This is a genomic window from Thermoactinomyces daqus (assembly GCF_000763315.1).
Lineage (GTDB): Bacteria > Bacillota > Bacilli > Thermoactinomycetales > Thermoactinomycetaceae > Thermoactinomyces_A > Thermoactinomyces_A daqus.
Window position 1 is genome coordinate 46,200 of record NZ_JPST01000030.1, and the last position, 22,479, is coordinate 68,678.

Sequence of the window (22,479 nt, forward strand, 5' to 3'; positions counted from 1 at the left end):
TCTTAACCCTTTTTCTGTTGCCGTGAAAGAGAAGCCGCTTTCACTTGCGAAGAAAGCCGCCTTCTGAATGAATCGTTTGTCCGGTGATCCACCCGGCCTGATCGCTGGCCAGAAATCCGATGAGCCGGGCCGCATCTTCGGGAAGGCCGATTCGTCCCATCAGAAATTGGGGGCGCAACTGTTCTTTTATTTCTTCTGTCATCCACCCGGTATCTGTTGGGCCGGGATTGACTGCGTTCACGGTGATGCCAAGCGGAGCAAGTTCAGCGGAGAGAGTAAGGGTGAAGGCCTCGATGGCTCCTTTGCTGGCGACATAGGCCAATTCGCCGGGCATCGGCCCCTGTCCTTGTCCAGAAATGAGGTTGATAATTCGTCCCCAGTTTTGCTTCGCCTGCTGCAAGCGGCGTGCAAACTCCACAGAAAGCAGACAGGTGGCCCGCACATTTACATAGTAATGGTCATCCAGTGTTTTTGCATCCAGTGCCATAAAACCGTCCCGGGTGGAATGAGCGGCATTGTTTACCAAAATGGACGGAAGGCCTAAATTTTCTACCACAGCATCCAGAAGGCGGTCCGGTGCATTGGGATCAGCCAAATCCAGTTCCAAATGGCGGCATTTGACTCCGAGGGATTGAATCTCGCTGCACAAGCGATCGGGCCATTTTTCAGACTCCATACCATCATGATCCTGCCAGTAAGTGAAAAAGATATCTGCTCCCTGACCGGCCAATTGGCGGCATATCGCGGTTCCGATGCTTTTCTTACGTCCCGCACCGGTGACGAGGGCAATTTTTCCATTTAACTTAAGATTCATGATTTTCACCTCATTAACCTAGGAACCGGCTATCCACATTATAATCGATTGATGCAGATAAAAACGAGAGACGGAACAAAAGAACCTGCTTCGCCGGGAAGCAGGCTCTCGCTTTATCCTTCGTATTTGACCAAATCTTTTTCCTCGCACTCTTTGGAACAGTAACCTTGATATTTTTCTTCGCAGTCGGGGCAGCAGATGTGCTGCTTATGGCACATGTCATATTCACAGTTGATATAGCGGTCAGCCGGTTGGCCGCAGTGATAGCATTTGCCGACCACCACTTGTTCCGTTTGGTTGATCGGTACGGAAATCCGTTCGTCAAAGACATAGCATTTTCCGTCCCACAACTTTCCTTTGACTTCGGGATCCTTACCGTAGGTTACAATGCCCCCGTCCAGCTGGTAAACATCCTGAAAGCCTTCTTTCAGCATAAAGGCAGTCAGTTTTTCGCAGCGAATTCCACCCGTGCAATACGTGATAATCGGTTTATCCTTGTACTGGCTCATGTTCTGGCGAATCCATTCCGGAAATTCGCGGGTGGTTTTTACTCCGGGACGAATGGCCCCGCGGAAGTGCCCGATATCATATTCATAATCATTGCGCCCGTCCAGTACGATCACATCATCCCGTTGCAGCATTTCATAAAACTCTTTGGGCGACAGCTTTTTGCCCGTTAATTGATTGGGATCAACGTTGTCCTCAGGATTGAGTCTCCAGGTAACCAGCTCTTTCTTGGGGCGGACAAATAATTTTTTGAAAGCATGTTTTTCATGCTCGTCCACCTTAAAAGGCATGTCGTGGAACAAGGGATGCTGTTTCATATAGTCCATATATTTTTGCGTCTGTTCGACCGTGCCGGAAAGCGTGCCATTAATCCCTTCCTTGGCGACGAGGATCCGCCCCCGTACCCCCAATTCCCGGCAAAAAGCCCGATGTTCATCGGCAAATTTTTCCGGGTCTTCAATTGGAACATATTTATAATATAAGAGGATGCGATATGGTTTTGTGTTTGGTGTGGTCATCAGATCCACCTGCTTTCTTATCTGATCTCAAGTTTTGGAAAAAGTCCTGCCTTATAGTATAACAACATCGCAAGTGGAAAGCAAAGCAGAATGGAAGGAAGAGGCAGGAACATGCATAAAGAGAATGAACATTTATGCAAACGATCTTTGCCGTCGTCTCTATCATGGGAATTTCATGCATGAACGTTAAAAAGACCGGACCAACAGGGAGAAAGACAGAACATCGTGGGACTTCTATCCGGGGGGTTAGACTGAATGGTTATAACAGTAACAATTGCAGTTGTGGCAGGGAAAATTCAGCCCGGTTGCGAATGCTAATCCCTGTCATAAAGATTATTATTTATTAAAATATAAGAATTCGTTAAAATAGGGGTGAAAACGTTTTCCTGTTCCTGTTTGAATATTCATAAGGAAATCTGAATCATGGTCAGGGAGGGAAGATTTTGGCAAAGATCAAAACAGGAATCATTGGCACAGGTTTTTCGGCACAGTCCCATATGGAAGCATTGAGCCGGGTTTCGGATGCAGAGGTAATTGCCATTGCTTCACGCAACCGGGAGAAGGCGGAAGCGCTTGCTGAACGTTACGGCATAAAGAAAGCGTATGGCCGGTATGAGGATTTAATTCATGATCCGGAAGTGGAGGTGATTCATAATTGCACCGCAAACCACCTTCATTTTTCGTTGAACAAAATGATTTTGGAAGCGGGAAAACATCTGTTGTCTGAAAAGCCGCTGGCCATTTCCAGCGAAGAATCAGCCGAATTGGCACAGTTGGCGGAGCAAAAAAAGAAGGTTCACGGTGTTTGCTTCAATTACCGTCATTACCCGATGGTGGAGGAAGCAAGACAGGCGATCCAAAGTGGACACCTCGGGGAAATCCAGCTTGTTTTCGGAGGTTACTTACAAGATTGGCTTTTATATCCGACTGATTATAATTGGCGTCTGGATCCGGAAAAAAACGGGCCTTCCCGGGCCATGGCAGATATCGGGTCACATTGGTGCGATACCGTGCAACACGTATTGGGCCACAAAGTGACTGAAGTGTTTGCTGATCTGAAAACCGTACATCCGATCCGGAAAAAACCGAAACGGGATGTGGAGACTTTCCATCAGCCAGCAGAAGCGGATGTGGAGGATGTCCGCGTAACAACCGAGGACTGCGGAGTCGTACTGGTTCATTTTGCCAATGGAGCCTTGGGATCCTTTACGATCTCCCAAGTAAATGCCGGGCGGAAGAACAAATTATTTTTTGAAATAGCCGGAACAAAATCGGCGCTCGCCTGGGATCAGGAAAAACCAAACGAATTGTGGCAGGGTTTCCGCAATGAAGCCAACCGGCACTTGCTGAGGGATCCTGCACTGCTCTCCGGCTCCGCCGCGTCTTTGGCTCATTATCCGGGCGGACATCAGGAAGGGTGGCCGGACGGTTTGAAAAATTTATTGATCCGGTTTTATCAGTCTGTGCAGATGGCGAACAGGGGAGAAGATTGGAAACGGAGCCGAACTTTTGCCGATTTCCATGATGGTCATCAAATCATGAAGATCATTGATGCCATCCTGAAAAGCGATCGGGAAAAACGTTGGGTTACCGTAAGTGAATAGAAATATGCATTTTATCAGCCATGAGCCGAGGAATTTCAGCCTCATTAAACGCTCATGGCTTTCTGGCAAATTTGCAATCTGTTGTGTTACCGGTTTCATAGAGGTATAATCAGAGAAGTGAATGATGGTGTGATTTGTATTTAGCAAGGAGTTGTTTTTATGTCATATGTATTAGGGGTAGACATCGGTACAACCAGTACAAAGGCGGTCTTGTTCGATCTGAACGGGCGGGTGATCGCCAGTCATTCTGTGTCTTATCCGCTCAATCAACCGCACCCTTCCTGGGCAGAACAAGATCCCGAAGAAATTCTCCACGCCTTTGTTCAATCCGTCAAAACGGCGATTCTTAAAGCGGGTGTTTCTTCTGACGCTATTATTGGAATCGGTTTCAGTACCGCGATGCATTCCCTGATGGTGATGGATCAGGATCATCGGCCGCTCACCCCGGTGATCACCTGGGCAGACAGCCGCAGCGTCGAACAGGCGGAACGATTAAAACAAATGACAGAGGGAACCCTTTTTTACCGCCGCACGGGTACGCCGATTCATCCAATGTCGCCGCTCACCAAGATTATGTGGCTGAGGGAGCAACAGCCCGATTTATTTCAGCGCGCGGCAAAATTTATCTCTATTAAGGAATATGTGCTGCATCGTTTGTTCGGAGAGTATGTGGTTGACCATTCCATCGCTTCAGCCACAGGGATGTTTCACTTGGAGCGGAAAGAGTGGGATGAGGAGATCATTGACTTCTTGGGCATCCGAGATGATCAATTGTCCCGCCTGGTTCCCACCACAACCGTATTAAAAGGCATGGATCAAAGCCTTGCTGCGGAAATGAATTTGCATCCGGACATACCGTTTGTCATCGGTGCGAGCGATGGCGTTTTGGCCAATGTCGGAGTTGGAGCAACCCGGCCCGGTGAGGTGGCCCTGACCATTGGGACGAGCGGAGCGGTTCGCACAAGTACTGATCGGCCGGTAACCGATGAAAAGGGACGGATCTTCTGCTATGCCCTGACCGAGGAAAAATGGGTGATCGGTGGAGCTACCAATAACGGTGGAATCCTGATGAATTGGTTCCGGGATCAATTTGTCAAAGAAGACTGGGAGAAAGTGAAGCAGCAAGTCGGAAATCCTTTTGACCTCATCCTGATAGAGGTGCAAGGAATTCCGGCCGGAGCGGAGGGCCTTCTCTGTCTGCCGTTCTTTACAGGGGAACGCGCTCCATATTGGGATGCGGACATGCGCGGCAGTTTCTTCGGAGTAAATTTGCGACACGGCAAAGCCCATTTTTTACGCGCGATTCTCGAAGGAATCTGTTTCAGCCTGCATTCCGTCACCTCCGTTTTGGAAGAACTGGCGGGTTCCATTCATGAAGTGAGGGCATCCGGCGGGTTTGTCCGCTCTTCTGTCTGGTTGCAAATCCTGTCCGATGTTTTGGGCAAAACGGTATTTGTCCCGCAAAGTCCGGAAGCCTCGGCGCTGGGGGCGGCGGCTTTGGTTCAATTGAGTCTGGGTGAAATCTCTGATCTTGAAGAAGTGAAGAAAAGGATATCCGTATCGAGCGAGCTTTTGCCGGACCAGAACAATCACGAGGTTTATCGGTCTCTTTACGCCATTTACGATCAGCTGGCTCACAAAATGAAGGATGAGTTCCGCCAAATTGCCGATTTTCAACGCAGTCATGAGAAGAGAGGTTGATTTTAACAATGTTGTTAGTCGTCGTATTCGTAGCAATCGTTGCCCTTTTATTGATGATCACATGGCTTAAGCTCAACCCGTTCATCAGCTTGATCATCACCGCGGTCGGTGTCGGTCTGGCTGCGGGTATGCCGTTAGATAAAGTGATTGATTCGATCAAGACCGGATTGGGGAATACCCTCGGTTTTATCGCCATCGTTTTGGCCTTTGGCACGATGCTGGGAAAAATGATGGCGGAATCAGGTGGAGCCGAGCGGATCGCCCAAACGCTGATTAAGCGCTTTGGACAAAAAAATATTCATTGGGCTATGATGTTTGTTGCTTTTATTGTAGGTATTCCTGTATTTTTTCAAGTTGGATTTGTCCTGTTAATTCCGCTTGTTTTTACCATTGCCGTTGAAACCGGAATGTCTCTCGTTCCCATCGGACTTTCGCTTGTTGCAGGACTTTCGATCGTCCATGGGATCGTCCCTCCCCATCCGGCTGCGATGGCAACGGTGGGAATCTTCAAGGCAGATACGGGTCTGACCATTTTGTACGCTTTGATCGTCGGTTTGCCGGCTGCGATGATCGCAGGGCCCCTTTATGGTAAATGGATTGGGAAGCGCATTCATAAAACGGTTCCGGAATCGATGGCCAAACAATTGGTGACGCGTGAGCAAAAAGAATTGCCCGGATTTGGCAATACGATTTTCACCATTATCCTTCCGGTTATCCTGATGCTCTTATCCACTTTTGCCGATCTTTGGATCTCTGCCGGCAGTCAGCTCCATCGAATTTTGAAATTTATCGGGGACCCGGTGGTCGCCCTCCTGCTCGCCACGCTTTATTCCTTTGTCAGCTTGGGTAAACTGCGAGGATTTAATCGCGATCTGATTTTGAAGTTTTCCAATGATTGTCTGGCCCCGACAGCAAGCATTCTCCTGGTGATCGGTGGAGGGGGAGCCTTTAACAAGGTCCTGCTCGATTCGGGCGTGGGTGATTCGATTGCCGATGTGGCCAAACACTCCCATCTGTCCCCGATCCTGCTCGCCTGGCTGGTTGCGGCTCTTATTCGAGTCTCTACGGGATCCGCGACCGTTGCCATGCTGACCTCGGCTGGAATTGTCGCACCAATCGCAGCGGCCATTCCGGGAACCAGTCCGGAGCTGCTGGTGTTGGCGACAGGGGCCGGATCATTGATTCTGTCTCATGTAAACGATTCCGGCTTCTGGATGATTAAAGAGTACTTTGGCATGTCGGTAAAAGAAACCTTATTGACCTGGACGGTGATGGAAACGATCCTCTCCGTCGTCGGCCTGATTATAACTTTGTTGCTTTCCCTGGTTGTATAAATTTTTGCTCCCCCATCTTCCTCGGTGAAGATGGGGATTTTTTCTTGGAAAAATATTTGTCTATCGAAATATCTCTCTATATAATAGTCGTAACCATACAGAAAAGAGGTTGAGGAGGGGGGGTTTGTGAAAAAAGAATGGTCTTGCGTCATCCGGGAGGGAAGGGCAGACGATGCCGGCCGGATTCTTTCCTACATCCGGAAAATGGCGGGTGAAAGTGATTTTATTACATTTTCCCCGGACGAGTTTTGCATGAGCATGGAGGAAGAGCGTGCGTTTATCGAGGAATGTGCCAACAGCAGGAATCATTTGTTTTTGATTGCGGAAGTTGAGGGAGAAATTGCAGGCAACCTCGTATTCCGCGGAGGAAAATATTCACGTACTGCACACGCGGGTGAATTTGGGATCAGTGTCTTGAAAAAGTATTGGGGATGTTCGATTGGCAGGCGTTTGCTCCAGTATTTGATCGATTGGGCGAAGAAATCACATGTAGTCCGGAAAATCAATCTGAGGGTACGGGTCGACAATGAGCGGGCCATCCGCCTGTATGAACGAATGGGATTTGCCATAGAGGGACGATTGAAACGGGATTTTTACATAGGGGGAAAATGGTTCGATTCTTATCTCATGGGAATGAGCATCGACCCGGATGATGGTTGTGCAGAATTAAAGGAGCTGAAGTAAATGGATTCAATTGCCAAAACTCCTGAGCCTCCATACTATGCCGTGATTTTTGTTTCGGAGCGAACCGGAGAGGAGCGCAGGTATCAGGCCATGGCTGCCAAGATGGCAGAGCTGGCTCAGGAAATGCCGTGATTTTTGGGGATCGAGAGTGCACGTGATGCCGAGGGTTTCGGAATAACGGTCTCTTATTGGGAATCGGAAGAAGCGATCCGCAGATGGAGGGAACATTCTTACCACCGAATCGCCCAGGAACGGGGGCGGATGGAATGGTATCTTCGCTATAAGACACGGGTTTGCAAAGTGGAAAGAGAAATGGATTGTCAACGGTAGAAATAATCAGGAAAAGTAAAATCTGGACTCTGAATAAAGGAGAGGAGATGGACAGGAGTGGAATCGGTTGGGCAAGGAAAGCGCATCAGCGCCCTCACCTTGCAAAAAGCGAAGGTATGGACGTTCAGTTTTACCCATATGATCAATGATCTGGTTACGACCGGAATCGTGCCGGCCCTGTTGCCGATGTATCGTGACGCTTTCTCCCTGAGTTATACGCAGACTGGATTTATTGTGCTGTTTTCGTATATTACCTCTTCCGTGATGCAGCCTCTGTTCGGAGCGTGGACGGATCGAAAGCCGAAGGTGTGGATGTTGCCGTTCGGTGTCTTTTTATCCGTTCTCGGTCTTGCCTTGACCGGCATTGCTCCTTCCTACGGATGGGTATTATTTTTGATTGCCTTGTCGGGTTTGGGTTCAGGAGCTTTTCACCCCGAGGCTTCCCGGGGAACGCATTATGCATCGGGGAATGCAAAAGGATTGGCGCAAGCGATTTTTCAAGTCGGCGGCAATGCCGGGCAAGCGCTGGGCCCGCTCATGATTCCTCTGTTTTTGATTTCAACCGGGCGCAGCGGCCTGCTTTGGTTTGTGCTCATCGGTCTGATCGCGTTTTTGTTGGCAGCCCGCCAAGTTCCGTGGTATCGGGAGCGCCTGGAAGATCATGGGCGAAAGCAACAGCAGATGACCGGAAAAAACCATTGGTGGGGCGTATTTTTGCTCGTTTGTGTGATTATTCTGCGGTCTTGGTGCCAAATCGGTGTATCCGCCTTTTTGCCTTTTTTCTTTTTGCATCAAATGAACATGTCTTACGGCCATGCTGAATTATTAAATTTTCTGTTCCTCGGTGCCGGTGCTCTGGGGACGTTTATCGGCGGAGCGATCTCGGACAAAATCGGGATGAAACAGTTATTGGTCGGTTCCATGCTCTTTTCCATTCCTTTCGCTCTGCTGCTCCCTTATGCAAAAGGGGGCTATGCGTGGCTGATCCTGTTATTGTTCGGTTTTTTTGTTTTGTCCTCATTTGCCGTCACCGTCGTCTACATGCAGAGATTGCTGCCCCGCAACATCGCGATGGCTTCCGGATTGGCGATCGGGTTTGGTGTCGGTGCGGGCGGAATTGGTGCGACCCTGATGGGGTATTTAACCGACCTGTACGGGATCATGAGCATCATGTCGGTGATCTCGGTTTTGCCCATTGTTGCATCAGTGCTGGCCTTTCTGTTGCCAAGTGATCGAAAAGCTGTATGATGAACATGAAAAAGAGCAGGTTCCGAATGCGGAAGGCCTGCTCTTTTTTTACTTCGTTGTTCAAACGTCTCTCTCCATTTTCCTACGGAGGTTTATCGAATATCGGGGGTTTTGTCGTTCAGCATGGAGGAGAGCATTTCATTTGTCAACCTGCATCCGACATAAAAAGAGCCAAATTCTCCAAAACGGGCACTTACTTCATCAAACCTCATTTCCGTAATCAATTTCTTAAAGTACAATGGATCGTCGGAAAACAGGGAAACCCCCCATTCCCAGTCATCCAGGCCGATTGATCCCGTAATGATTTGCCGAACTTTTCCTGAGTAAGAACGTCCAATAACCCCATGGCTTTTCATCATTTTCTTCCGTTCATCAACGGAGATCCTGTACCAATTGTCTTCTCCAAGCCTTCTCTTGTTCATGGGATAGAAACAGGTATATTGGGTTTTTGGCAAGATTGGCTGGAGACGTTCCCGGAAAGCGGGGTCACTTAGGGGGTCCGTATCTGGATCGATCGTGTAAGAGCTGAGTTCCACGACAGAAAGATAGGAATACGGATTGGAAGTGATACCGGCAAAGCCCAGTTTATTAAACTTCGTTTTGATATCATTTAATTCGTCGATATTCGGGCGAAGGTGGAGAAACAACAGATCCGCTTTATGACCAAGAATGGCGTATTGCCCAAAACTGCCCTCATTATTGTTTTCCACCGATGAAAACTCCGCGATCGCATCAAGCAACTCCAGAATGATTTCCTGCCTCCCGGAAGGGGAGATTGATTTCCATTTGTTCCAGTCTATTTTGCGAAAATCGTGATAGGCAAACCATCCTTCGTAAGTTTTTACAGCTTGGCTCATTTTTTTCACTTCCTCTTCAACGATTGATTTTCCCATAACCCCTTTAAAGGTTATATTCCTTCATCCTCTCTTTTTCTTGAAAGAAGGATGTTTTTAATCCCAGCAAACCTAAAGAACCCACCATTAAGGTTGCGATCGATACATGGAGAAGAAAGGCAACCAGGTTTAACTTCGTCATAATGAGCAGCGCACCGCTCAACATCTGAAAAATCACGAGAATGAGGGTTTGAAGGCTTACTGCCCGTAAATCCTTTCTTTGCCCGCGCAACCGGGAGGTGAAGAGATACAGCTTCAGAATCAAAACAAACAACACCAAAGCCATGAACCTGTGTGTCAAATCAATCAATAAAGCAGACCCGGCCTGAGTGTAAGCTTCGGTTGGAAAGGGCCATCCCTGGAAATAGCCTCCTGCCCCGGTGAACGTAACATAGGATCCAAAATAAACAACCAAAAAACTGTAAATGAGTGTTCCCCATGTCCATCTTTTCATCTGTTTGACAGGGGCGGCATCTTGGAGGTCAAATCGCCGGTATTTGCCGGTTTCGATTTGCCGGAGTGTGGCTGTCCACAAATACAGCGAGGTAAACGCGATGAGTGACATTCCCATATGGAGAGCCAGCACCGAAGGGGGATTGTCAGTCAAGACACTGATTGCCCCCAGAAACCCTTCCCCGGCAAAGGCCAAAAAGCTGATGCCCATCAAAATCCGGATATCTTTTCTTCCCCGATATCTCCGGTATGTGGCTGCGATCAGGAAGAGCAGCAAAAGAAGATCAGCGAGTACAACCAATCGATGGATAAACTCGATCGCGATATGAGTGTTCCACACTTCCGGAATGATCTTCCCGTTGCAAAGAGGCCAATCCCTCCCGCAGCCAAATGCGGAACCGGTTTGGGTATCAATAAAACCCAGGAGATTGACCAAAAACAACCCCAAGAGTGTGGCAAAAGCGAGCGGATAAATGTTTGTTCTCCTTATGTCGGGCTTTGCCATATCTTAACACCTCTCCTTCTTTGAGGAGAAAACCAATACTAAATAAGAGAATCAACGGCCATAGAGGCAAATAAAACAGTCAAGTACATAAGGGAAGCATAAAATGCTCGTCCTGCCCACTCCGTGCGATCGTCGTTTTCACGCCACATGCGTAACTGATAGTACAAAAAGTACAAGCCGGAAAGAATGGCGATTGTCAGATAGATCCCGCCTGTATAACCGGTGAAATACAGTCCGCAGGAAGCGAGCAACAGAATGAAAGTGTAAACCAGGCATTGTTTTTTCGTCGTTCTAAAGCCCCGGACCGCCGGCATCATCGGTATGCCTGCACGCACATATTCATCATTTTTCACGATCGCCAGCGGCCAGAAATGGGGAGGGGTCCACAAGAAAATAATCGCAAACATGATCACGGCGGGCCAACCGATATCTCCGGTCACTGCCGCCCAGCCGATCACTGGAGGAATCGCACCTGCTCCGCCCCCGATTACAATATTTTGCGGTGTTTTTCTTTTCAACAACATGGTGTAAAGCACGGTGTAATACAAAAAACCGGTCAGTGACAGAATGGCGGTAAGAGCGTTCACAAACACCAGAAACCAAATCAAGGACAACAATCCCAAACCCAGCCCGAGAAATAAAGCTGTTTGCGGACGAAGCTGCCCGGCGGGAAGCGGCCTGTTCATCGTTCGTTCCATGATTTTGTCGATATCCTGGTCATACCACATGTTGATCGCAGCAGACCCGCCGGTGGAAAATGCCAAGCCTGTTGCCAGCGCAAACATGGTCCACATATCAGGCCAGCCTTGCTTGGCGACGATAGCCGCGCAGATTGCCGAAAAGATCATAAGGACGGCTATTCGTGGCTTGGTAAGCGACAAACAGGCTTTGAGTTTTTCCAAATCGGCCGACAAAAAGGTTCGTTTGGTTGATTGAACAGAATTTAACAATGGGTCAGGCATTTTTTCCCTCTCCCCTCAAACTTTCATCATTGAACTTGAGAGCCAAATGTCATCACCCAGATCGATCCGGCAACGACGGCAAACGTAAACAAAAACCCCAGCGCAATCGCAATCGAATGATAAGCCGGCCCGTTTTTTTCCGTGATATGCATGAAGAAGATTAATTGAATTAGGATTTGAAGGATGGCAAATCCCAATAAGATGGTGATGAGGCTCCCTTGTGAAAAGGGAGCTTTCACCGTAAACAGCAGTGCCAAAACCGTCAATACAATCGATCCGACATAACCGGTCACATGCGACCAAGGAAAAGTCCTTTTTGCTGGTTGCCCTATATTTTTCATTTCATCACCCCCATGAGATAAACGACCGTATAGATCATCACCCATACTACATCCAGAAAGTGCCAATATAATCCGGCGTTGAACAATTTTCGGGCTGTTGTGGGATGAATTCGGTCACGCAGCAACTGAATGCCTACGGAGATCATCCAAACAATCCCCAAAGAGACGTGAAGACCGTGTGTTCCCACCAGTGTGAAGAAACCGGACAGGAACGCGCTGCGTTGCATGGTGGCTCCTTCCGATGAGTAGGAAAGAAATTCACTCGCTTCGATCCCGACAAATATGAGACCGAGCAAAACGGTAACCGCAAGCCATCCGAGCAGTCTCCGCAGATTGTTGTAACGCATTTCACGAACGGCCAGCCCGCAGGTAAAACTGCTGGTTAACAGAATGAAGGTTTCAAGCGTAAACATGGGAATGTCAAACAGCTGTGCCGTTGTGGGCCCTCCATCCGTATGCGTGCGCAGAACGAGATAGGTGGCAAACAGGCAAGCGAACAGCACAAGGTCTGTAGAAAGGAAAATCCAAAAACCGAGAATGTTTTTTTCTTCTTCTTCCGTGCCGTGCAGGTGTTTGGATGACTTTGGATCTGGGATCGGGCGTCCGGTTGTTTCAACCATGTTACAACCCCCTTACTGCCGCTTCATTTTTCTTGATTTCTTCTACCGAAATATAATAGCCCGTGTCTTTTTCAAGCGATCGCCAGAGCATGCAAATCACTACACCGATCAGCCCGATCGTGGCTATGGTGAATTGGTTAAAGACCAAACCGAATCCGCAGATGAAAAACGCCAATCCCATGAAGAAAGGCAGGGATGAAGGGCTTGGCATGTGAATCGGCTTCAATGGTTCTTTCTGTGGCTGAATGCCTTCTTTTTGCTGCTGTTTCATTTTCCACCAGGCATCCATGTCATCGACCACAGGAATTTGGGCGAAATTGTAATGAGGGACGGGAGACGGAAGAGACCATTCCAACGTACGACCGTCCCATGGATCTCCGGTCGTGTCGCGTTCTCCATGGCGAATGCTGTAAAGGATTTGTGCCACGATAAAGAGGAATCCGATCCCCATCATAAACGCGCCGATGGTGGAGACGAAATTGAGCGTTCCCCAGCCTGATTCAGCCGGATAAGTGTACACACGCCGGGTCATGCCCATGAATCCCAACGCGTATTGCGGCATAAAGCAGACATAAAATCCAAGGTTAAAGAACCAAAACGCCCATTTGCCGAGAGTTTCATTCAGTTTAAATCCTAAAATCTTGGGCCACCAGAAATACATTCCTGCAAGCAGCCCGTACACAACCCCACCGATCAAGACCTGATGGAAGTGAGCGATGAGGAAGTAACTGTTGTGAAACTGGTAATCTGCTGGAGCCACTGCGAGCATGATCCCGGTTGCTCCGCCGACGGCAAAGCAAGGGATAAATGCAAGCGTCCAAAGCATCGGCAAGGTGATTCGGATCCGGCCCCTGAACATCGTAAACAGCCAGTTGAATACCTTCACGCCTGTGGGAATCCCAACGGCCATTGATGCCACGGCAAAGAAGCTGTTTACTCCCGGACCGGCACCCATCGTGAAGAAATGGTGCACCCAGACGAAATAGCTGATAATACTAATCATCATGAGTGAAACCACCATGGACTTGTAACCGAAAATATATTTCCGACAGAAGGTGCTGACCACTTCAGAGAAAATACCGTATGCCGGCAGGATGACAATGTAAACCTCAGGATGTCCCCAAACCCAGAAGAGATTGATGTACATCATCGGGTTCCCGCCATGCAGCATCGTAAAGAAGTGGGTTCCAAAAATCCGGTCCATCCCCAAAAGGGCAAGCGCAACGGTCAAAGCAGGGAAAGCAAAGATAATCACAATACAGGATGCAAGAACAGACCAGGTAAAGAGCGGCATCCGCATCAGGGTCATGCCGGGAGCGCGCATTTTCAGGATTGTGACGATAAAGTTGATTCCCGTCGCAATGCTTCCGATCCCGGATATTTGAATGCCCAGAACATAATAGTTGACACCCGGTCCCGGGCTATACGGCAGTTCAGACAGCGGCGGATAGCCCACCCAACCGGCATCGGGGGAACCCCCCAGCACGAAGGACAGGTTAAACAGCATTGCACCGAAGAAAAACAGCCAAAAACTTACGGCGTTTAAGAAGGGAAAAGCAACATCGCGTGCGCCGATTTGAAGAGGAACCACCAGGTTAAACATGGCAAAGATAAAGGGCATGGCCATGAACAGAATCATGATGGTTCCGTGAGTGGTAAAGATTTCATCGTAGTGTTGTGCGTTTAAAAAATGCAGATTCGGGAAAGCCAGTTGCGTTCTCATCAACAGGGCGTCGACGCCGCCGCGAAAGAACATCAACAGCGCGCAAACCAGATACATGATCCCGATCTTTTTATGATCGACGGTTGTGATCCATTCGCGCCACAACCATCCCCATTTTTTGAAATACGTCAAAGCGAACACGATCCCGACCAATGTCAAGATGATCGCAACTGCTGAGATCTGTATCATGAGATTCGCGTTCTGCAAGTACGAAATCAGACTCTTTAACATCCGCCATTCCCACCTTTCTTGTCAGTTTTCCATTGGCATTTGATGAGGCTCATTCATTGGCATTGGATGGTGCCAATATATCCCGCCGTTTTTATTTACGGTATTTTGATAAAGTGCAGGCGGGTAAGATGAATAAGACTGTTTGTTGACAACGCTCGGCTTGGCAAGTAGATCGTATTTCTCCTGGGTTAAAGAGGGAGCAGATCCCTTGACCTTTTTGACCCATGACGCAAATTCAGACTGCGGTTTGGCAACCACCTGAAAGTTCATGTGGGCAAATCCTTTTCCGGTAAAGTTTGCGCCGCGCCCTTCAAACACTCCCTCGCGGTCTGCCTGCAGCCAGAGTCGCATCTCCATTCCCGGCATGGTGTATTCTTGCCCGCCCAACTGCGGAACCCAGAAGGAGTTCATGGGGGCATCTGCGGTTAACACAAATTGAACCGGTACCCCTGTGGGAATTTCACAGTAGTTGACAGTGGCAATATTCGAATCAGGATAGAGAAACAACCATTTCCAATCCAGCGAGACAACCTGTATGGTGATGGGTTTTTGCTCACTGGGAGGACGGGTCAACGCGAACGTGTCGCGAACAGTGGCGAACCCCAATATGGCAACGATCAGAATGGGGATTCCCCACCAAATAACCTCCAAAATTTTGCTGTCTGTCCAATTTGGCTGATAAGGCGCCTGATTTCCCGGACGTTCTCGGTAACGAATCACGATAAAGACAAGAAGAACGATGACAGGAATCACGACGATCGCAACCAAAATGGCGGAAAGTAAGATGAGTCTGTGCTCTGTCTGTGCTACCGGGCCGGCAGGATTGAGCAGGATATATTTGTCGCTGCATCCGGTCAATAAGAATAAAAGAGGGGAACACAAAAGAAGTTTTTTCAGCCGGCTTGAGATCCCCGTTTTCTTCACTGGTTTCACACCCCCATGGTCAGATTGAAATTTTCTCTGCGTAAAAGAATGTAAGCGGAAACGGACAAAGAAAATGTGATTAATTTCACAAAAAGGGGCGAGTTCACGGAAAGTTGACATTAACGTCGATGTTTTGTCACTTGACTTTCCGTGACTGCTCCGAAAGTGATGTTGGAGTTCCTGTCCGAGCGGTTGTTATCGAGGTGCTACCGGTGTCGGCTTGATTTTGCTGTCGGAGAACGGCTGTTTCAATTGCTCTTTCATGCTGGTTTCCCACAACTCTTCAAGCTTCTTCATTTCCTCTTCCGTAAGCGGAGTTTTGTCAGGCGCCTCGGCAAATTCACGCAAGTTTTCTTCAGTGGTGATATTGGGGAGCACTGATTTGATCGATGGATTGGCTAACGAGAAGAGAATGGACGCTTGGCCAATCGTCCGGTCAGTTCCTTCGTACAGGAATTTCAATTGTTGAACTGCGGCCAGACCAGCTTTCATCCACTTGACCGGCCGGTGATTGCGATGGTCATGTTTGTTGAAATGTTTGTCCGGGTCATAGGTGCCGTCAAGGAGCCCCGATGCATGCGGGACACGGACAATCAAGGCTTTGTTCCGCTTTTCCGCCTCCCGGATCAGTTCTCTGGCGGGATCCTGTTCCAGCATGTTGTTGATGATTTGCGCCATGTCATACCGCTCATCGCGGAGGGTGGCCAATCCTTCATCCTTCCAGCCGATGTCCGGCCCCAATGCGACACCGTAGGAGCGGATTTTTCCTTCCCCTTTCAATCGTTCCAGCGTCTCAAGCACTTCATCGCTTTGAATTGCTTCCATTCTTGGATTATGAAGTTGGTAGAGGTCGATCACATCCGTTTTCAATCGGCGCAAGCTTTCTTCGCAGGACTGGCGGATTGAGGCTGCATCCCACCGTTGGGGCAATTCGGAGTGTCTGCCGTGACGGTCGCCCCGCTTGGCATAGATGTCGTAGCCGAATTTGGTGGCAATCACCACGTTGTCACGAAGTCCTTCCAGTGCTTCTGACAAGAGTGTTTCTCCTTTGCCTTGGCCGTACACATCGCCGGTATCAAAAAATGTAATGCCGTAATCTTCGTATGCCATGCGCAGCAGGCGTTTGCCGAGCTTGTCGTCATTTACGCCCCACCACGGAGTGGCAACGGACCAAACACCGAAGCCAACTTCGGAAACCGGCTTGTCAATACCGGGCATGTTGCGGTATTTCATTGGATAACCTCCATTCGTATAACAAGAGCGATTTAATTTATCCGTGCTTACAACCAGTGTATGAGGTGTTGAACGAAATGAATGTGATTTATTTCACAAAATGAGTTGTGTCACAAAAAATCCACAGAATGATTGTCTTTTGACACTTGGCTGCGCAAAGCGATCTCGTGTAAAAAGAAGTTAGTTACAAAAAACGGATGAAGTTGTTTTCGGGCGATAAGGGTTCTGTCCGTTTCGTGCGGGACAGAGCCGGAGCGGGATCGGTTACAACATCTTAAGGCCTGATTTTTTGGTGATTCTGCTTAAGCTTGCGAACGATTTAACAATGTGGGGGCGGTTTGGATGGATCATAAATTTGAGGTTGTTAAACGTGTTCCCGTGTTTAGCGGGTTGAACGAGGAAGAATTGAAAAAGGTTTCCGGAATAGCGTTTTTGCGTCATTATCGAAAGCATTCAACCGTTTTTACAGAAGGTCAGGAACGGAGCGCCGTTTATTTCATTCATTCGGGAATCATTAAGGTTACGAAGGTTGACAATAACGGAAACGAACAGGTTATCTGCCTTTTGCCAAAGGGGGAAATGTTTCCTCACGTGGGATTTTTCGATGACATCCCGTATCCAGGAACAGCGCAAACTGTCACGGATTGTGAATTGCTGGCAATCCCGCTGGGAAGTTTTAATCAGTTGCTGAGTTCAAACCCGCAAATAGCCAAGTCAGTCATGAAAATGATGGATAAAAGGCTCCTTCAGATGCAAAGGCGTTTACACGGGGTGATCTCGGGCGATATTCATAGAAAAATGATCGTGTCATTATTGCAGTTGGTGGAGGAGTACGGAAATGAAAAGGATGGTGGCGTTTATATCTCAATCCCATTAACAAACCAGGATTTTGCAAATATGTTGGGAATGTCAAGGGAATCGGTCAACCGGGTGTTAAATCAGCTTAAAAAGGATCAACTGCTCGAAATCAGCCGGAAAGGCATCTTTATTTACAATCTGGATGCACTGAAAAGTTTGCTTTCCTCCAGTTGAGAATGATACAAATGCAGCCCTGTTTGTGAAACAAATCACATGATTGTTTACGTTTGCTCATCTTCAAATTTGTCTTGTTGTATTTTGTGAAAATTATGTGACAGAGGGAAGGAGTGATATCGCTCACAGCGGAATGTTAAGTCACCAAAGTATAATTGGGCATGAAAAAGTAAGAGTTTGGATGTTGCATCTCTTTGGCTTTTTCGCGTGGGAGCAACTTGGGATGGGTTGCATCTTTCTTGAAACCTGCATCGTGGAAATGGAGGGAAAAAGAACGATGAATGAGATGCCTTTTCATTGCGGTCACATGATGGGGGGGGATGTTCCTTTGTGCCCTGCCCTGCAGCAATTCAAGCAAGAACATGTGACATTGAGGGAGCAAATGGAGCAGCTGTTTCAGTTGGCCGAAGCAGCAAGGGAACATCCAATTGACTGGCCCGGTTTAAAGGAGAAAGCCATTCGCTTCGAGCAGGAGCTGACTGCACATTCAGAACGGGAAGAAGAGTTTCTCTTCACATTGATGGCTCAGTACATCGGCAGAGAAACGGGTCCGATCGCAGTGATGGAATATGAGCATCAGCAAGGGAAGAAAAATCTGCAAACTTTTATCGAAAAGCTCAATCAGGCGGACGCATCTGTTCATATTGAAAAGGCAAAGGAAATCACCGCGTTTATGATTGAAGCTTATCATGTTTTGTCCCAGCATTTTATGAAAGAAGAAAATGTTCTTTTTCCCATGGCGGAACGGTTGCTTTCGTCCGAGGAAAAAGATTTTCTCGCAAAAAAACTGAAGCTTGCTTAAGCATTGGTACACAAGCTTTGGAAAAATCCGCAATAAGGAGCAGATCAGGATGTCAAGACCAAAGTATCAACCAAAACTGGATTTAACAGATTGGCAAAAAACGAATGTGAGTGAATCGGAAAAAATTTTGGGGATCGTCGCGCCTGAACTGCATTCTTTCATCGAAGAACACGCTTCATTAAGCCAATGGATGGATCGGGTAAGAGAAGGATATAACACCGAACTTTATGACAAAGTTTTAGGTGAAATCGGCCATGAATTGGATCACCACTTTTTATATGAAGAAAAATATATTCTTTCGCGTTTGGTAAAACACATTCCGGAAACCGAAGTGGGCCCGATTTACAAATTGAAGAGTGAGCATGAGATCATTCGCAAACATTATGAAGAAGCCAAGATAATGTTTAAAAATCATGATCCCGAAAATCCTTCGCATGAGCTGATCCAGAAGATGGGATTGCTTGCATATCTGTTGAAAAAACATATTGAAAAAGAGGATCATTATCTATTTCCGCTGTTCAGTCTCGTTTTGTCCAAGGATGAAAAAGAGGAAATTGCCAGAGACGTGAAGGCAGAGGAGATGCGAAGAGGAATGGAATCTGAGTAAAATCATCGTTCAGAATTGAAGGGGGATGATCTTATGTCAGTAGTGGAGATTAAAAACCAATTAAGCGGGGAGAAAGGGGTTGCCCGGTCCAAGTTGCTCGATTTTGAAGAAGGAGCGGTCATGAACCTGCAGTTAAAGGCTGGCAAAAAGATTCCCCGTCATCATGCAAACTGCCATGTGATCGTTTATGTTATAGAAGGGGAAGTCTTGTTCGGCGTGTCCGAACAGAAATTTCATATGAAATCGGGTTCATTGCTGCATATGAATCCTTTTCAGGAACATGACATCGCGGCAATAGAAGATGCGATTGATTAAAGTGGGTTCACATTAGGGGCGGAATTCGCAGCAAGTATTTCTCGGGAACTTGAAGGATGAAGGATGGTTTCGCCGCTGTCTATTTGTGATCTGTTTCACAATTTGCTGTCTCCGCTTTGATATAACGATAAAGCAAGGAGCCTGAATATCGGAAGCACAGAATAAGCAACATATCAAACAGAGGAGGTCGATGAACAGCAGAACGATTCAGATCGTCAAAGCGACGGCACCGATAAGCACAGTGAAGCCATTGGGAAACGGTTTTATCAGTTGCTTTTCGGAAGTCATCCCGAACTGTACAATTTGTTTAACCAAACGAATCAACGGCGGGGGATTCAGCAGAAAGCGCTGGCCCATTCCGTTTACGCGGCCGGAGAACATATCGACAATCTGGACGCGATCCGGCCCATCATCACACGGATTGCCCATAAACATCGGGCGATCGGAGTGGTTCCTGAGCAATATCCGATTGTGGGAGAAAATTTGATCCAAGCAGTGCATGATGTGTTGGGGAACCAGGTAAACGCGGAAATCCTCGAGGCATGGAGTGAAGCGTATCAGTACCTCGCCGATCTTTTCATGAAAATAGAACGGGAGTTGTATGAACAGGCAGAATCCCAACCAGGAGGATGGAGTGGATTCAGGGATTTCGTGGTGGATCGCAAAGTGAAAGAAAGTGACGTCATTACATCTTTTTACTTAAAGCCTGCGGATGGGAAGGAGATTGCAAGCTATTTGCCCGGACAATATCTGACCTTGAGAGCAAGGATTCCGGGTGAGAAGTACGAACATATCCGGCATTACAGCCTGTCTGATGTACCGGACAAAGATTACTACCGGATTACGGTGAAAAGAGAAGATGCGCACCATGGAAATCCGCCGGGGATTGTGTCCAATTACCTTCATCACCAGATAAATGAAGGGGATCTTCTGGCTTTCAGCGCACCGGCCGGAGACTTTGTTTTGAATACGGATGATCCGGCCCCGCTTGTTCTGATCAGTGGCGGTGTGGGATTGACGCCATTGATGAGTATGCTGAAAACAACAGCGGAACGGCAGCCGGAACGAAAGGTGACTTTCATTCACGCAGCCATCAACGGAAACGTACACGCCATGAAAGATGAAGTCTCCCGATTGGCAAACGAAAACCCCAATATCAAGTCTTATGTCTGTTATGAAAAACCGACGGAAAAAGATCGTCAGGCAGGAAGCTTTGACAAGGAAGGATTTATCGATCGCAGTTGGTTGGAATCCATTCTCCCCCATGCGGATGGAATGTTTTATTTTTGCGGACCCCTTCCATTCATGAAGGCGATTTACCGGGGATTATTGGAAATGGAAATTCCGAAAAAACGAATTCACTTTGAGGCGTTTAGCCCGATCAGTGTATTGGATGAGAAGCCGGCTGAAGTGATTCCTGCACGATAAATCGCTAATGATACTTCATATTGTGATTGGCAGTGAGGCACAAGTCAGTTGCTTCTTTCCTCACTCCCAATCACCCCAAATATTTCATGGGTCAGCCGACAAAACCATTCCGCTGCAAGAGAATCAAGCTGAAAGCGGGGATGGTGGTGCGGATAGACTGGTTTATTTGAATCTCCTGCTCCAACAAAGCAAAAAAGCGCCCGGAGCTTTTTTGAGATAATAAGAAAAATCCTCGCCGACCATGTTCGGCTTTGTCATCCTTGTATTTTCGGAGCCGAACACCTCTCTTGCCACATCCATGATCACGTCCACTTCCCGATTGTGGTTTACCACTGCAGGATCCCCCCGCTGATCATCAATCTTAATCGTTGCATCATGGATTTTTGCCAGCCCGTCTGTTAACTCCCTCAGTTTCTTTTGCGGTGTTTCCCTTACTTCTGGAGTGAAACTTCGTGTTGTTTCTTCCAAAACAGCCTTGTCGGCAATAATGATGAAAGCTGTTCCCGGTTTTTGATCCAGTAATTTTTCTATCTCCTTTATTTCTTGGCTAGATATCATGGAATCTACATGTCTTTCAATTGAAGTTCTTGTTCCACGATCAATCGAGCACGTATACTCAAAATTATTAAAATATTTAATCAAGTAAACGTCAAGTGATGAGACAGAAATCTTAAACTTGAACCGAATAAATTAATAGACAAGCAATAAGGAGGTATCCTATTATCAGAAAATTATGGGTTCTTATTGGTGGAATTGCTTTGGCGTCAGCTTTGTTTAGTCCTTCCCCTAGCTTTGCAAAAGAAAAAGAATTGATCTACTTTGAAAGTGCCCGATGGCTTCCTGACGACGATCGGATGGATACTGGAGTTTACAGAATGAACCCGGACGGTACTAACATTAAGCGAATCACCGACGGTCGAACTCCGGATCTTTCACCAGATGGAAAGAAATTGCTCTATAGCACCAATAATGGCGATATTATGGTTTCCGATCCTAATGGAAAAAATCCTGTAAAGATCGGAACAGGTTCGTACGCCAGATGGTCAAAGGATGGAAGTAAAATTGTGTTTGAAAGACATTTCGATATATGGCTGATGAATGCAGATGGCAGCGATCCGGTGCAACTCACACAAACTGAGCCTTTCTATAATTCCTCTCCGGACATCTCTCCCGATGGCACGAAAATTGTGTTTCACTCCGACCGGGATGGAAGAAACCATATCTACGTTATGAACATTGATGGATCTGATGTGAAGCAATTAACCGGAGACGCAAGTAATGAAACGGCTGAGTTTGATGCCCGTTGGTCTCCCGATGGTTCCAAGATTCTTTACACTCGTTATGCCTTTGATGGAACCGATGTGTATGTCATGGACGCAGATGGAAGTAATCCAACGAATCTTACATCTCAAATCAACGAGGATTTAGATGGTCCCGTCTGGTCCCCTGATGGAACCCGTATCACTTTCTCGGGGCCAAATGTTTTTGATGGAAACGAAAACCAGGTATGGACGATGAATGCAGACGGTTCCAATGTCCAGACCTTTAAGACATATCTGCCGAATGTTGTACTCACCGATTGGGCAGCGAAGAAAAAAGATTAAAACCAAACACTACAATAAATAACTTGAACCCTCTATGGGTTCAAGTTGAGGTTGTTGACAAAGAAG

22 protein-coding genes and 1 pseudogene are annotated in these 22,479 nt (G+C 47.4%); 12 read left to right on the top strand and 11 right to left on the bottom strand.

The genetic code is table 11. The features are described 5' to 3' along the window. Positions 1–40 precede the first annotated feature (40 nt). Both JG50_RS0113105 and trhO read right to left on the bottom strand, forming a co-directional pair. Positions 41–814 carry an SDR family oxidoreductase gene (locus tag JG50_RS0113105; protein ID WP_033101572.1) on the bottom strand — a complete coding sequence of 258 codons (774 nt, stop codon included), beginning with the start codon at positions 812–814 and terminating at the stop codon, positions 41–43. 113 nt (positions 815–927) lie between these two features. After that, positions 928–1,839 (bottom strand): oxygen-dependent tRNA uridine(34) hydroxylase TrhO, encoded by a 912-nt coding sequence (trhO, locus tag JG50_RS0113110; RefSeq protein WP_033101573.1) that lies wholly within the window; start codon positions 1,837–1,839, stop codon positions 928–930. Positions 1,840–2,282: 443 nt separating this feature from the next. Here trhO and JG50_RS0113115 point away from each other — a divergent pair, with 443 nt between their 5' ends. The 6 genes and pseudogenes from JG50_RS0113115 to JG50_RS0113140 all read left to right on the top strand — a co-directional run bounded on the left by JG50_RS0113115 (position 2,283) and on the right by JG50_RS0113140 (position 8,740). After that, on the top strand, positions 2,283–3,443 hold the full coding sequence (locus tag JG50_RS0113115; RefSeq protein ID WP_033101574.1) for a Gfo/Idh/MocA family protein: 1,161 nt from the start codon (positions 2,283–2,285) through the stop codon (positions 3,441–3,443). A gap of 159 nt (positions 3,444–3,602) precedes the next feature. Then, the gene (locus tag JG50_RS0113120) at positions 3,603–5,144 is read left to right on the top strand and encodes a gluconokinase (protein ID WP_033101575.1); all 1,542 of its coding nucleotides are present in this window, start codon (positions 3,603–3,605) and stop codon (positions 5,142–5,144) included. Between the two features lie 8 nt (positions 5,145–5,152). Further along, complete coding sequence (locus JG50_RS0113125) at positions 5,153–6,478, top strand: GntP family permease (protein ID WP_033101576.1); 1,326 nt, start codon at positions 5,153–5,155, stop codon at positions 6,476–6,478. Positions 6,479–6,604: 126 nt separating this feature from the next. Beyond that, the gene (locus tag JG50_RS0113130; protein ID WP_052154303.1) at positions 6,605–7,162 is read left to right on the top strand and encodes a GNAT family N-acetyltransferase; all 558 of its coding nucleotides are present in this window, start codon (positions 6,605–6,607) and stop codon (positions 7,160–7,162) included. Beyond that, positions 7,163–7,492, top strand: a pseudogene (locus JG50_RS18330) (antibiotic biosynthesis monooxygenase family protein). Positions 7,493–7,549: 57 nt separating this feature from the next. Beyond that, positions 7,550–8,740, top strand: a complete 1,191-nt coding sequence (locus JG50_RS0113140) for an MFS transporter (RefSeq protein WP_052154304.1) — start codon at positions 7,550–7,552, stop codon at positions 8,738–8,740. Between the two features lie 92 nt (positions 8,741–8,832). On the opposite strand, the gene hemQ is transcribed toward JG50_RS0113140, so the two are convergent. The 8 genes from hemQ to JG50_RS0113180 form a co-directional block, all read right to left on the bottom strand. Beyond that, entirely contained in the window at positions 8,833–9,597 is a 765-nt protein-coding gene (gene hemQ, locus JG50_RS0113145) for a hydrogen peroxide-dependent heme synthase (RefSeq protein ID WP_033101592.1), read from the bottom strand. 43 nt (positions 9,598–9,640) lie between these two features. Next, a complete protein-coding gene (locus JG50_RS0113150; protein ID WP_033101577.1) occupies positions 9,641–10,591 on the bottom strand; it encodes a COX15/CtaA family protein in 951 nt (316 codons plus the stop codon). 38 nt (positions 10,592–10,629) lie between these two features. Further along, positions 10,630–11,553, bottom strand: coding sequence for a heme o synthase (locus tag JG50_RS0113155; protein WP_081943923.1), 924 nt, complete (start codon positions 11,551–11,553; stop codon positions 10,630–10,632). 26 nt (positions 11,554–11,579) lie between these two features. Beyond that, positions 11,580–11,894, bottom strand: coding sequence for a cytochrome o ubiquinol oxidase subunit IV (locus JG50_RS0113160; protein ID WP_033101578.1), 315 nt, complete (start codon positions 11,892–11,894; stop codon positions 11,580–11,582). After that, positions 11,891–12,514, bottom strand: a complete 624-nt coding sequence (qoxC, locus tag JG50_RS0113165) for a cytochrome aa3 quinol oxidase subunit III (RefSeq protein WP_033101579.1) — start codon at positions 12,512–12,514, stop codon at positions 11,891–11,893. The genes JG50_RS0113160 and qoxC overlap by 4 nt, the downstream gene beginning before the upstream one ends. A gap of 1 nt (position 12,515) precedes the next feature. Next, positions 12,516–14,468, bottom strand: a complete 1,953-nt coding sequence (gene qoxB / locus JG50_RS0113170) for a cytochrome aa3 quinol oxidase subunit I (protein WP_052154305.1) — start codon at positions 14,466–14,468, stop codon at positions 12,516–12,518. Between the two features lie 21 nt (positions 14,469–14,489). Continuing rightward, positions 14,490–15,392, bottom strand: coding sequence for a ubiquinol oxidase subunit II (locus tag JG50_RS0113175; RefSeq protein WP_235281685.1), 903 nt, complete (start codon positions 15,390–15,392; stop codon positions 14,490–14,492). 195 nt (positions 15,393–15,587) lie between these two features. Continuing rightward, on the bottom strand, positions 15,588–16,625 hold the full coding sequence (locus tag JG50_RS0113180; RefSeq protein ID WP_033101580.1) for an aldo/keto reductase: 1,038 nt from the start codon (positions 16,623–16,625) through the stop codon (positions 15,588–15,590). Between the two features lie 342 nt (positions 16,626–16,967). Between JG50_RS0113180 and JG50_RS0113185 the strand changes: the two genes are divergently transcribed. The 5 genes from JG50_RS0113185 (at position 16,968) to hmpA (ending at position 20,809) form a co-directional block, all read left to right on the top strand. Continuing rightward, a complete protein-coding gene (locus tag JG50_RS0113185) occupies positions 16,968–17,657 on the top strand; it encodes a Crp/Fnr family transcriptional regulator (protein WP_033101581.1) in 690 nt (229 codons plus the stop codon). Positions 17,658–17,880: 223 nt separating this feature from the next. Next, the gene (locus JG50_RS0113190; protein WP_309485177.1) at positions 17,881–18,459 is read left to right on the top strand and encodes a hemerythrin domain-containing protein; all 579 of its coding nucleotides are present in this window, start codon (positions 17,881–17,883) and stop codon (positions 18,457–18,459) included. Between the two features lie 49 nt (positions 18,460–18,508). Then, the gene (locus JG50_RS0113195; protein ID WP_033101582.1) at positions 18,509–19,066 is read left to right on the top strand and encodes a hemerythrin domain-containing protein; all 558 of its coding nucleotides are present in this window, start codon (positions 18,509–18,511) and stop codon (positions 19,064–19,066) included. Positions 19,067–19,099: 33 nt separating this feature from the next. Further along, positions 19,100–19,381, top strand: coding sequence for an AraC family ligand binding domain-containing protein (locus tag JG50_RS0113200; RefSeq protein WP_033101583.1), 282 nt, complete (start codon positions 19,100–19,102; stop codon positions 19,379–19,381). 270 nt (positions 19,382–19,651) lie between these two features. Continuing rightward, a complete protein-coding gene (gene hmpA / locus JG50_RS18335) occupies positions 19,652–20,809 on the top strand; it encodes an NO-inducible flavohemoprotein (protein ID WP_309485178.1) in 1,158 nt (385 codons plus the stop codon). A gap of 162 nt (positions 20,810–20,971) precedes the next feature. Here the strand turns inward: hmpA and JG50_RS18340 are convergent, their stop codons facing one another. Then, a complete protein-coding gene (locus JG50_RS18340) occupies positions 20,972–21,451 on the bottom strand; it encodes a M20/M25/M40 family metallo-hydrolase (protein ID WP_235281688.1) in 480 nt (159 codons plus the stop codon). Positions 21,452–21,567: 116 nt separating this feature from the next. Here JG50_RS18340 and JG50_RS0113215 point away from each other — a divergent pair, with 116 nt between their 5' ends. Continuing rightward, positions 21,568–22,413: a TolB family protein gene (locus JG50_RS0113215; RefSeq protein WP_033101584.1), complete on the top strand. Its 846-nt coding sequence runs from the start codon at positions 21,568–21,570 to the stop codon at positions 22,411–22,413. Positions 22,414–22,479: the final 66 nt, after the last annotated feature.

Excerpts from the sequence above, each read along its gene's own strand:
- JG50_RS0113105 (WP_033101572.1), bottom strand. The coding sequence starts at position 814 with ATGAATCTTAAGTTAAATGGAAAAATTGCCCTCGTCACCGGTGCGGGA.
- trhO (WP_033101573.1), bottom strand. The coding sequence starts at position 1,839 with ATGACCACACCAAACACAAAACCATATCGCATCCTCTTATATTATAAA.
- JG50_RS0113120 (WP_033101575.1), top strand. The coding sequence starts at position 3,603 with ATGTCATATGTATTAGGGGTAGACATCGGTACAACCAGTACAAAGGCG.
- JG50_RS0113125 (WP_033101576.1), top strand. The coding sequence starts at position 5,153 with ATGTTGTTAGTCGTCGTATTCGTAGCAATCGTTGCCCTTTTATTGATG.
- hemQ (WP_033101592.1), bottom strand. The coding sequence starts at position 9,597 with ATGAGCCAAGCTGTAAAAACTTACGAAGGATGGTTTGCCTATCACGAT.
- JG50_RS0113150 (WP_033101577.1), bottom strand. The coding sequence starts at position 10,591 with ATGGCAAAGCCCGACATAAGGAGAACAAACATTTATCCGCTCGCTTTT.
- JG50_RS0113155 (WP_081943923.1), bottom strand. The coding sequence starts at position 11,553 with ATGCCTGACCCATTGTTAAATTCTGTTCAATCAACCAAACGAACCTTT.
- JG50_RS0113160 (WP_033101578.1), bottom strand. The coding sequence starts at position 11,894 with ATGAAAAATATAGGGCAACCAGCAAAAAGGACTTTTCCTTGGTCGCAT.
- qoxC (WP_033101579.1), bottom strand. The coding sequence starts at position 12,514 with ATGGTTGAAACAACCGGACGCCCGATCCCAGATCCAAAGTCATCCAAA.
- qoxB (WP_052154305.1), bottom strand. The coding sequence starts at position 14,468 with ATGTTAAAGAGTCTGATTTCGTACTTGCAGAACGCGAATCTCATGATA.
- JG50_RS0113180 (WP_033101580.1), bottom strand. The coding sequence starts at position 16,625 with ATGAAATACCGCAACATGCCCGGTATTGACAAGCCGGTTTCCGAAGTT.
- JG50_RS0113185 (WP_033101581.1), top strand. The coding sequence starts at position 16,968 with ATGGATCATAAATTTGAGGTTGTTAAACGTGTTCCCGTGTTTAGCGGG.
- JG50_RS0113190 (WP_309485177.1), top strand. The coding sequence starts at position 17,881 with ATGGGTTGCATCTTTCTTGAAACCTGCATCGTGGAAATGGAGGGAAAA.
- JG50_RS0113195 (WP_033101582.1), top strand. The coding sequence starts at position 18,509 with ATGTCAAGACCAAAGTATCAACCAAAACTGGATTTAACAGATTGGCAA.
- JG50_RS0113200 (WP_033101583.1), top strand. The coding sequence starts at position 19,100 with ATGTCAGTAGTGGAGATTAAAAACCAATTAAGCGGGGAGAAAGGGGTT.